Origin of the sequence: Streptomyces sp. NPDC005899, from assembly GCF_040629645.1 — a bacterium.
GTDB lineage: Bacteria > Actinomycetota > Actinomycetes > Streptomycetales > Streptomycetaceae > Streptomyces.
This window is the reverse complement of record NZ_JBEXWB010000271.1, coordinates 1-8,782: the sequence shown is the minus strand read 5'-3', so window position 1 is coordinate 8,782 and position 8,782 is coordinate 1. Positions and strand designations below refer to the sequence as shown.

10 protein-coding genes are annotated in these 8,782 nt (G+C 73.8%); 5 read left to right on the top strand and 5 right to left on the bottom strand.

Going from position 1 to position 8,782, the window contains the following annotated elements:
• Nucleotides 1-96 precede the first annotated feature (96 nt).
• From ABZ371_RS24535 to ABZ371_RS24525, 3 genes are all read right to left on the bottom strand, one after another.
• Entirely contained in the window at nucleotides 97-789 is a 693-nt protein-coding gene (locus ABZ371_RS24535; RefSeq protein WP_358683309.1) for a lysoplasmalogenase, read from the bottom strand.
• Nucleotides 786-1,685, bottom strand: a complete 900-nt coding sequence (locus ABZ371_RS24530) for a sterol desaturase family protein (protein ID WP_358683307.1) — start codon at nucleotides 1,683-1,685, stop codon at nucleotides 786-788. Before ABZ371_RS24530 ends, ABZ371_RS24535 begins: the two co-directional genes overlap by 4 nt.
• Nucleotides 1,686-1,863: 178 nt before the next feature.
• On the bottom strand, nucleotides 1,864-2,583 hold the full coding sequence (locus tag ABZ371_RS24525) for a VIT family protein (protein WP_358683305.1): 720 nt from the start codon (nucleotides 2,581-2,583) through the stop codon (nucleotides 1,864-1,866).
• A gap of 153 nt (nucleotides 2,584-2,736) precedes the next feature.
• Here ABZ371_RS24525 and ABZ371_RS24520 point away from each other — a divergent pair, with 153 nt between their 5' ends.
• The 5 genes from ABZ371_RS24520 to ABZ371_RS24500 all read left to right on the top strand — a co-directional run bounded on the left by ABZ371_RS24520 (nucleotide 2,737) and on the right by ABZ371_RS24500 (nucleotide 7,602).
• A complete protein-coding gene (locus ABZ371_RS24520; protein WP_358683303.1) occupies nucleotides 2,737-3,744 on the top strand; it encodes a DEDDh family exonuclease in 1,008 nt (335 codons plus the stop codon).
• Nucleotides 3,745-3,807: 63 nt separating this feature from the next.
• The gene (locus tag ABZ371_RS24515) at nucleotides 3,808-4,041 is read left to right on the top strand and encodes a hypothetical protein (RefSeq protein WP_358683301.1); all 234 of its coding nucleotides are present in this window, start codon (nucleotides 3,808-3,810) and stop codon (nucleotides 4,039-4,041) included.
• A 59-nt stretch (nucleotides 4,042-4,100) separates the two neighbouring features.
• On the top strand, nucleotides 4,101-4,895 hold the full coding sequence (locus tag ABZ371_RS24510; RefSeq protein ID WP_358683299.1) for an SURF1 family protein: 795 nt from the start codon (nucleotides 4,101-4,103) through the stop codon (nucleotides 4,893-4,895).
• Nucleotides 4,896-5,048: 153 nt separating this feature from the next.
• Nucleotides 5,049-6,842 carry a glycoside hydrolase family 15 protein gene (locus ABZ371_RS24505; RefSeq protein ID WP_358683297.1) on the top strand — a complete coding sequence of 598 codons (1,794 nt, stop codon included), beginning with the start codon at nucleotides 5,049-5,051 and terminating at the stop codon, nucleotides 6,840-6,842.
• A gap of 4 nt (nucleotides 6,843-6,846) precedes the next feature.
• On the top strand, nucleotides 6,847-7,602 hold the full coding sequence (locus tag ABZ371_RS24500) for an SDR family oxidoreductase (protein ID WP_358683295.1): 756 nt from the start codon (nucleotides 6,847-6,849) through the stop codon (nucleotides 7,600-7,602).
• A 69-nt stretch (nucleotides 7,603-7,671) separates the two neighbouring features.
• On the opposite strand, the gene amaP is transcribed toward ABZ371_RS24500, so the two are convergent.
• Together amaP and ABZ371_RS24490 are read right to left on the bottom strand one after the other, a co-directional pair.
• A complete protein-coding gene (gene amaP, locus ABZ371_RS24495; protein WP_358683293.1) occupies nucleotides 7,672-8,250 on the bottom strand; it encodes an alkaline shock response membrane anchor protein AmaP in 579 nt (192 codons plus the stop codon).
• A gap of 5 nt (nucleotides 8,251-8,255) precedes the next feature.
• On the bottom strand, nucleotides 8,256-8,782 hold a 527-nt coding region (locus ABZ371_RS24490), incomplete at its 5' end, for a DUF6286 domain-containing protein (RefSeq protein ID WP_358683291.1).

Sequence of the window (8,782 nt, the reverse complement as noted above, 5' to 3'; positions counted from 1 at the left end):
CGGGGCCCCGGGCCCGCGGGGCGGCTGCGCCCGGGCACCCCCCCCCCCCCCCCACCTCCGTGTGCGCGGGCCCGGCCGGGCCGCGGCGGCCCCGGGCTAGGGGAGTGGGGCACCCCCTCCACGGTGGACGCCGGCGGCGGCACCGGCGGGGCGCTCCTGCCGGGCGGGGGCCCCGAGCGCCCCGCGGGTGAGCAGGTACTGCGCGGCGAGGTAGGTCAGCATGATCCAGAAGTCGTGGCCGGGGGGCTCGGCCCGGCCGGCGACTCCGGTGGCGATGAGCGCGTCGGAGAGCAGGAAGAGGGCGCCGCCGACTGCCGCGCACGGCCCCAGGGCACCGGAACGCCATGCCATGGCCGCGAGGAGCAGGCCGTACCCGGTCAGCGGGACGCGCAGGTCGCCGGGCAGGCCCGGCCAGAGGTACGCCAGGAAGGCCACGAGCACGGCGGCGTAGGCGAGTCCGGCGGCCGGGCGGGGACGGGCCCGCCCGAAGAGGACGAGGTAGCAGACGTGCCCTGCGGCGAAACACCCCATCCCGGCGAGGAAGGCGCCCTCGGAGGCGGGCATCAGCAGCACGTCCCCGGCCCAGCCGCACAGCAGCGCGGCGACAAGCGCCCGGGACCCGCCGCGGGCCGCCGCGTGGGCGGCCAGCAGGGGCATGAGCAGCGGCTTGGCGACGAGGTGGACCGGCTCCGCTCCGGCCAGGAGGCCGGCCAGGTCGACGGCCGCGACGGCGAGGAAGGCGAGGAGCAGCGGGCGTACGAGCCGGGGCGCACCGGTGCGCGGGCTCATCCGGTGTGCTCGGTGGCGGCGCGCGGAGACACGGGCACGGGTACGGGCGCCGCACGTCCGGTCCTCGCCGGCTGCCAGCCCGGTCCGCGGAACACGCGCCCCACCCGTTCGCTCCAGGTGGTGGCGGCCCGCACGTCGCGGGCGATGGCGGCGTACTCGTGCGTGGCGACCCGGAGCGGGTTGTGGGTCGCGATGTTCTTGGTGAGGCCGAAGACGGGCCGCTCGGTCTCGGCGGCGAAGGAGCCGAAGAGCCGGTCCCAGACGATCAGGATGCCGCCGAAGTTCCGGTCGAGGTAACCGCCCTGGGAGGCGTGGTGCACCCGGTGGTGGGAGGGCGTGTTGAGGACGTACTCGAAGGGGCGGGGCAGCGTGCCGATCCGCTCGGTGTGCACCCAGAACTGGTAGACGAGGTTGGCCGAGGAGCAGAAGGCGAGGGCCGCCGGGTGGACGCCGCAGGCGATGAGGGGGAGGTAGAACGGCCAGACGGTCAGTGAGGTCCAGGGCTGGCGCAGCGCGGTGGTGAGGTTGAACTTCCTGCTGGAGTGGTGGACCACGTGGCAGGCCCACAGGATCCGGACGACGTGGTGGCCCCGGTGGGACCAGTAGTAGAAGAAGTCCTGGGCGAGGAGCATGAGCAGGACCGTCCACCACAGGACGGGTACGCGCAGCGGGGTCAGTTCGTGGACGGCGGTGTAGATCGCCACGACGGGGATCTTCCACACCAGGTCGAAGGCCAGGCTGCCGAGGCCCATGGTGACGCTGGTGGCGGCGTCCCTGGTGTCGTACCCGGCGGCGTCCTCGTCCGGGTGAAGCCGGTGGGCCACCATTTCCAGCACGGTGAGCAGGACGAAGGCCGGGATCGACCACAGCACGACATCGGGCAGGTTCGGCTCCATCCGAGCACCGTAGAGCGGGCCTGCGGGTCACGCATAGATGTTGTTACCGACAAGTATGTGAGACTCGGCGTCAGGAGGGCTTGTCGGGTACCCCCAAGGCCACCGCGTCACCCGGAGCCGTCCGCCCGGCCACCGCGCCACCCGGAGCCGTCCGCCCGGCCACCGCGCCGGCTCGCCCTCACACCCCCGCCGCCCCGAGCAGGGCCCCGGCCGCGTACGTCACGGCCATCGCGACCGCTCCCCCGGCCACGTTCCGGAGCACCGCGCGCCCCGCGGGAGCGGCGCCCAGCCGTGCGCTCCCCCAGCCGGTGAGGGTCAGCGCGGCGAGCACCGAGAGGACCGTGACCGGCAGCCGGAGCGGGGTGGGTAACAGGACGACGGCCAGCAGGGGCAGCAGCGCGCCGACGGTGAAGGCCAGGAAGCTGGCACCCGCCGCGTGCCAGGGGTTGGTCAGTTCGTCGGGGTCGATGCCCAGCTCGACCTCGGCGTGCGCGCGCAGCGCGTCGCGCTCCGTGAGCTGGGCGGCGGCCTCCCGGGCGACCTGGGCGCTCAGCCCCTTCTCCTCCAGCAGCCCCGCCAGTTCCGCCAGTTCGGCCTCCGGCGTCTCCTCGAGCTCCCGCTTCTCCGTGGCGAGCGCCGCCCTCTCCGCGTCGCGCTGGGTGGAGACCGACACGTACTCGCCGGCCGCCATCGACATGGACCCGGCGAGCAGTCCCGCCAGCCCGGCCGTCAGCAGGGCCCCGCGCGCGCCGGTGGCCCCGGCGACGCCGACGACGAGGCCCGCGGTGGAGACGACGCCGTCGTTGGCGCCGAGCACCGCGGCCCGCAGCCAGTTGAGCCGGGTACCGAGTCCGTTTTCGTGCGGTTCGCCATGAGTCTGCACCTGTGTCTCCGTCACCTCCGGAGCGTCTCACCGAGCCGCCGCCCGGCATGTCCCGACCCGCCCGCCCGGGGCACACCGCCAACTCCGGCGGGCACCGCGCGCGTTCGTGGACGGCAGGCGGCCCGGGTCGCCCGGATGGGGGGCTGTCGGTCGCGGCCCGTATTCTCTGTGACCATGCTCGACGACCGTCAGACCGCAGCGCCCTGGCCGACCGCCTACCCCCAGGGGTACGCGGTCGTCGACGTGGAGACCACCGGACTCGCCCGCGACGACCGGATAGTGTCCGCTGCCGTCTACCGCCTGGACGCCCTGGGCGACGTCGAGGACCACTGGTACACGCTGGTCAATCCCGAGCGGGATCCGGGCCCGGTCTGGATCCACGGGCTGACCAGCGAGGTGCTGGAGGGCGCGCCCCTCTTCCCGGAGGTCGCCGCGCAGCTGTCCGAGCGGCTCGCCGGACGGGTGCTCGTCGCGCACAACGCGGCGTTCGACTGGTCGATGCTCGCCCGGGAGTACGCGCGGGCCGCGGTCACCGCCCCCGTCGAACAGCGGCTGTGCACGATCGCGCTGTCCAAGGAGCTCCGCCTCCCCCTGCCCAACCACAAGCTGGAGTCGCTGGCCGCGCACTTCGGCGTGGTGCAGCAGCGCGCCCACCACGCGCTCGACGACGCCCGGGTGCTGGCCGAGGCGTTCCGCCCGAGCCTGCACGCGGCGGCCCGGGGCGGCGTACGCCTGCCGCTGCTGGAGTGCCGCCCGCTGACCGAGTGGCAGGACTCCCCGGTCCTGCCGCGCGCCGGCTACCGGCCGTCCTCCGGCCAGGGCAGCTGGCGCCCCTCGCGCAAGCGCCCCGCGTGCCCCTACCCGAACCCGGGCCGCTACGAGCCGGACAAGCCCCTCAGGCAGGGCATGCGGGTGGCGTTCTCCGGGGACACCTCCGTGGACCGTGAGCTGCTGGAGGACCGCGCCGTGGAGGCCGGCCTGCACGTGGCGACCAGCGTGTCCCGGCTCACGAGCCTGCTCGTCACCAACGATCCGGACGCGGCGACGTCCAAGAACGTCAAGGCGAGGTCGTTCGGGACCCCGATCGTGGAGGAGAGCGCCTTCACCCATCTGCTGCGGGACGTCGCCCCGGCCCGTACGGCCGCCGTACCACCACCGTCACCGTCATCGGAGTGAACCGGCCGCGACTCGCCCGGCAACCGCTCGCCCGCCGTCGCCCGGCATCCCACCCTGTGGCGCATGGCACGTTGTGAGGTCTGCGGGAACGACTACGGGATGTCCTTCGAGGTGCACGCCCAGGGGGCGGTGCACGTCTTCGACTGCTTCGCCTGCGCCATCCACCGCATGGCGCCCATCTGCGAGCACTGCCGGGTGCAGGTCATCGGCCAGGGCGTCGAGGCCGACGGCCACTGGTACTGCGGCGGCCACTGCGCACGGGCCGAGGGAAGGACGGGCATCGTGGACAAAGTATGACGGGCCGCACGGGGACCCCTCCGTGCCGCACCCCATGGCCCCGGTTGTACGGTCATGGGGTGTACCGCTTCCTGTTGACCCGGCAGTGGGTGCTCGTCACCCTCCTCTTCCTCGTCCTGATCCCCACGATGGTCGAGCTGGGTTTCTGGCAGCTGCACCGCCATGAGCACCGGGTCGCCCAGAACGCGCTGATCACGCGGAACCTCCAGGCCGCCCCCGTGCCCGTCTCCCGTCTCACCTCGCCGGGCCACACCGTCCCCCGCTCCGACTACTGGCGGACCGTGACGGCCACCGGGACGTTCGACACCGGCCACGAGGTGGTCGTCCGGCGCCGCACCTCCCGGGACGAGCGCGTCGGCGCCCTGGTGCTGACCCCCTTCGACCTGAAGGGCGGCGGCACGGTGCTGGTCAACCGCGGCTGGGTCCCGGCCGCCCCGACCCAGGAGGCCTTCCCGGAGGTCCCGCCGCCGCCGCGCGGCGAGGTCACCGTCACCGGCCGGCTCAAGGCCGACGAGACGACGGGGGCCAGCGGCATCAAGGACCTGGCGGGACTGCCGGACCGCCAGGTCATGCTCATCAACAGCGGCCGGCAGGCGCGGCTGCTCGGCCGTCCGGTGCTGGGCGGTTACGTCGAGCTGACCGCCCCGGAGCCGGCCGGCGGCAGTCCCGAGACGATCGCCGCCCCCGACGACGGCTCCATCGGCCCGCACATGGCCTACGCGGTCCAGTGGTGGCTCTTCGCCGCCGGGGTTCCCGTGGGCTGGGTGATCCTCGTGCGCCGCGAGAAGAAGGACGTCGAGGAGGCGGCCCGCGTCGGCGAGGCGGCCACGGAGCCGGAGCCGGCGAGCGTCTAGGGTCTGCCGTCCGGACCGGGCCGGCTCAGGGAACGGGGTCAGGCGCGGTGCCGGGGCACGCGGGCCCGGCACGGTTGGGACGTGGGGCCACCTCCGCGTTTTCGCCCCGGTCCCCCTGCTTAACAGGGCCTTCCTTCGGGAAGACGCCACAGCGTGACCCCACGCATCGAGGACTACGCCGTCATCGGCGATCTACAGACCGCCGCCCTGGTCGGCAGGAACGGTTCTGTGGACTGGCTGTGCCTGCCCCGCTTCGACTCGGGTGCCTGCTTCGCCGCCCTTCTCGGTGACGAGGACAACGGCCACTGGCGCATCGCCCCCCAGGGCGCGACGAGCGACGACGTGTGCACCCGCCGTGCCTACGTGGACGAGACCCTCGTCCTGGAGACGTTCTGGGAGACCAGGACCGGGACGGTCAAGGTCATCGACTTCATGCCGCAGCGCGACAAGGCGCCCGACGTCATGCGCATCGTCGAGGGTGTCAGCGGCAGCGTCGACATGAGCTCCGTCCTGCGGCTCCGCTTCGACTTCGGCTCCGTGGTCCCCTGGATGCGCCGCTCCCACGGTCACCGGGTGGCGGTGGCCGGCCCCGACTCCGCCTGGCTGCGCAGTGAGCCGCCGGTCAAGACCTGGGGACAGCAGTTCAGCACCTGCTCGTCCTTCACCGTGACCGAGGGCGAGAGCGTGGCCTTCGTCCTGACCTGGCACCCCTCGCACTCCCCGCGGCCGAAGCTCATCGATCCCCACAAGGCGCTCAGGCACACCCTGACCGACTGGGCGAAGTGGTCCGCGCAGTGCACCTACAAGGGCCGGCACCGGGAGGCGGTGCTCCGCTCCCTGATCACGCTGAAGGCGCTGACCTACGCGCCCACCGGCGGAATCGTGGCCGCCCTGACCACCTCGCTGCCGGAGGAGATCGGCGGCGTGCGCAACTGGGACTACCGCTTCTGCTGGCTGCGGGACTCCACCCTCACGCTCGGCGCCATGATCGCCGCCGGTTACGTGGAGGAGGCCGCGGCCTGGCGGGACTGGCTGCTCCGGGCCGTCGCCGGCGACCCCGCGGACCTGCAGATCATGTACGGGCTGGCCGGTGAACGGCGGCTCCCGGAGACGGAGCTGCCGTGGCTGAGCGGCTACGAGAACTCCCGGCCGGTCCGCACGGGCAACGCCGCGGTGCGGCAGCGGCAGCTCGACGTGTACGGCGAGGTCATCGACTCGCTCATGGTGGCGCACGAGGCCGGCCTCGGCGACAAGCCGCACGCCTGGAACCTGCAACTCAGCCTGCTCGGCTTCCTGGAGTCCGCCTGGCGCGAGCCCGACGAGGGCCTGTGGGAGATCCGGGGACCCCGACGGCACTTCGTGCACTCCAAGGTGATGGCCTGGGTCGCCGCCGACCGTGCCGTACGCACCCTGGAGCAGTACCCCCAACTGCCGGGCGACGCCGACCGCTGGCGGGCCATGCGGGACGCCGTGCACGCCGAGGTCTGCGAGAAGGGCTACGACCCCGTACGCAACACCTTCACCCAGTACTACGGGTCCCGTGAGCTGGACGCCTCGACGCTGCTCATCGTGCGGACCGGGTTCCTGCCGCCGGAGGACCCCCGGGTCATCGGCACGATCGACGCGGTCCGCGACGAGCTCGCGCACGACGGCCTGATCCGCCGCTACAGCACCGAGGGCGCGTCCGTGGACGGGCTGCCCGGTGACGAGGGCGCGTTCGTCGCGTGCTCGTTCTGGCTGGTGGACGCACTGCAGCGGGCCGGCCGGACCGACGAGGCCGAGGAACTCTTCGAGCGGCTCCTCGCCCTGCGCAACGACGTGGGGCTGCTGGCCGAGGAGTACGACCCGGTGGCCGGACGCCAGCTCGGCAACTACCCGCAGGCGTTCAGCCACGTCGGGCTGGTGAACAGCGCGGTCGACCTCAGTGCCGGGGACGCGGCAGGATAGGGCCATGGATCTTGGACTGAAGGACCGTGTCTACATCGTCACCGGCGCGACCCGCGGGCTGGGCAACGCCACCGCGCGCGCCCTGGCCGCCGACGGCGCGAAGGTGCTCGTGTCGGGCCGGGACGAGAAGGGTGTGTCGGCCGCCGCCGAGGAACTGGGGCCGGGCGCGGCCGGGGTCGTCGCCGACAACGCCGACCCGGCGGCCGCCCGGCGTCTCGTGGACGCCGCGAAGCAGCGCTGGGGGCGGCTGGACGGCATCCTCATCAGCGTCGGCGGCCCGGCGCCCGGCTTCGTCGCCGACACCACCGACGAGCAGTGGCAGTCAGCCTTCGACACGGTCTTCCTCGGTGCCGTACGCCTCGCGCGCACGGCCGCAGCCGAGCTGGGCGAAGGCGGTGTCATCGGCTTCGTCCTGTCCGGATCGGTGCACGAGCCGATCGCCGGGCTGACCATCTCCAACGGCCTGCGCCCAGGTCTCGCCGGCTTCGCCAAGTCGCTCGCCGACGAACTGGGCCCGCGCGGCATCAGGGTCGTCGGGGTGCTGCCGTCCAGGATCGACACCGACCGGGTGCGCGAGCTCGACGCCCTGTCCGGCGACGCCGAGGCGTCCCGCACGGCCAACGAGGCGCAGATCCCGCTGCGCCGCTACGGCACCCCCGAGGAGTTCGGGAAGACCTCGGCCTTCCTGCTCTCCCCGGCCGCTTCCTACCTGACGGGCATCATGGTGCCGGTGGACGGCGGCGCCCGCCACGGGTTCTGACCCGGTACCGCCTCCCACCGCCGTCCGGGTCGCGGGCCCACCGGACGGCGACGGCGGCCCCGCGAGGCGTCAGGTCACCCGTTGTGCCCGGTGCCTGACCGCCTTGAGGCGCACCTCGGCCGGCAGCTCGTCCAGCCCGGCCGAGGTGCGCGCGTGCTCCAGCGCCTTCTCCGACAGGCCCCGCAGCGCCCGATCCGGGGCGCCATGCGGCTCCATCAGCAGCCGGACACGTGCCCGCGGGGCGCGGCGGCGGCCGGTCAGGGTGACCTTGGCGTCCGACACCCCGTCCATCGAGCCCGCCTCGTCGCCGAGCACGCCTTCCAGGGCCCTTCCCCTGAGCGTGGCGCCCTCGCCGTCGCCGCTGTCGACCAGCACCTCCGCGAGGCGCGCGCGCCTCAGCTGGGCGAGGAACCACCACAGGGCGAGGATCACCAGGACGGCGAGGACCGCGATGACGGTCGGCCACCACCAGCCCTGGTCCCGCCAGCGGTACCGGTCGCCCTTGCTGAGCAGGACGTCCGCCTTGCCCTCGAACGGCCACCAGGAAGGCACGTGGGCCCCCAGCCCGGTCGCGAGGACGGCACCGCCGACGACGAGCAGGATCAGCCCGGCGAGACCCAGCAGGACCCGGTTGACTGTCGCGATCACGCGGCTCACCCCTTCTTCGCCGGACGTCGGACGTGGACGGACAGCCGCGGTGGCCGGGCGAGGCCGAGTTCGCCGATGCCCTCGCCCACGGCGTCGTCCAGGTCGGCCCGGACGTCGTCGAGGTCGCGGAAGTGCGAGACGGCGCGCACGGTCGCCTTGCGCCGCCGCGTCCTCACGCGTACGGACTGCACTCCGGCCACCTCGACGGCCCGGTCTCGCAGGACCAGTGCGGCGGCGCGGCGGTCGAGTGCGGCCCGTACACCGGCGTGGTCGCGCCGCATGGGGAGCAGCGCGCGCAGGCCGGGAGTCAGCGCCAGGAGGAGCAGCCAGAGTCCGAGGGCCGCGGCCACCGCGGAGCCGACCAGCACCCACACGTCGTCGAGGTGGCGGCTCGCCAGCTCGTCGGCGAGGGAGCGCCGCCACCCCATGGCCGGGTGGTCGGTGCGGACCGCCGCCACGTCGTACAGCAGGAGTCCGGCGCCCGCGAGGACCAGCAGGGCCAGCAGGACGGCCGGCACCCGCCGGTCGGACC